This window comes from Oleiphilus sp. HI0080 (assembly GCF_001635135.1).
Window position 1 is genome coordinate 1 of record NZ_LWFU01000705.1, and the last position, 784, is coordinate 784.

At 45.0% G+C, this 784-nt stretch carries 2 protein-coding genes; both read left to right on the forward strand.

Going from position 1 to position 784, the window contains the following annotated elements; translation table 11 throughout:
* Positions 1-278: ChuX/HutX family heme-like substrate-binding protein (locus A3751_RS15190; RefSeq protein ID WP_304439036.1), on the forward strand; the 278-nt coding region annotated here is incomplete at its 5' end.
* The coding region (locus A3751_RS15195; protein ID WP_068457658.1) for a pyridoxamine 5'-phosphate oxidase family protein at positions 268-784 on the forward strand (517 nt) is incomplete at its 3' end. The genes A3751_RS15190 and A3751_RS15195, both read left to right, overlap by 11 nt.

Below are 784 nucleotides of genomic sequence, written 5' to 3' on the forward strand. Positions count from 1 at the left end.
GTTTTTACAATTTTGGTCATTCAGGTTCTGGGGGTTTTCAGGGGCATTTGAATTTGAAGCTTGTTCAAAGCATTACTTTTCAGGATAAACCGCATCGCGGTAAACAGAGTTATGCCTTCGTGTTTAGGGATAAAGGCCACGAGTGTATTTTCAAAATCTTTCTGGGACGAGACGAGAACGGGGTGCTAATCCCAAAGCAGGTCGAAGACTTCAAAGAGATGCAAGAGCAAGCAATGGTGTTTGAAACAGAGCAAATGGAGCAAAGCAATGCGCGATGAAAAAATAGTACGTATTCAACATGATATTCAGTCCTTTCTTGAGAATCGTAAGACCTTGCAATTATCTACTGTGACAAAAGAAGGCTTTCCATTTGCCTCTTATGCCCCATTTGGTGCCGGTGATGATTGCTTCTATGTTCTGCTGAGTGATATCGCGCGTCATGCGGTCAATCTCGTCTGTAACCCGGTTGCGTCGGTATTGGTGATCGCTGATGAGGGGGAGTCTAAAGAGCTCTTTGCGCTTGAGCGATTAAATTATACCGTCGATGCTGAGCTTCTGGAGTTTGGAAGTGAAGGTTGGGCGCTTGGTATTGATTGTATGGCTGCGCGTTTTGGAAAGCGGATTCATGATCTTAGCAGCCTTGCTGATTTTAAGCTGTTTCGCCTCCAGCCAAGCGAAGGGCGATACGTGAAAGGATTTGCCAAAGCTTATTCACTAGAGGGTAAGGGCTTCTCTGGCGTTCGTTTGAATCATCTAAGAGAAGGGCATAAAAAGAGAGAAGCGA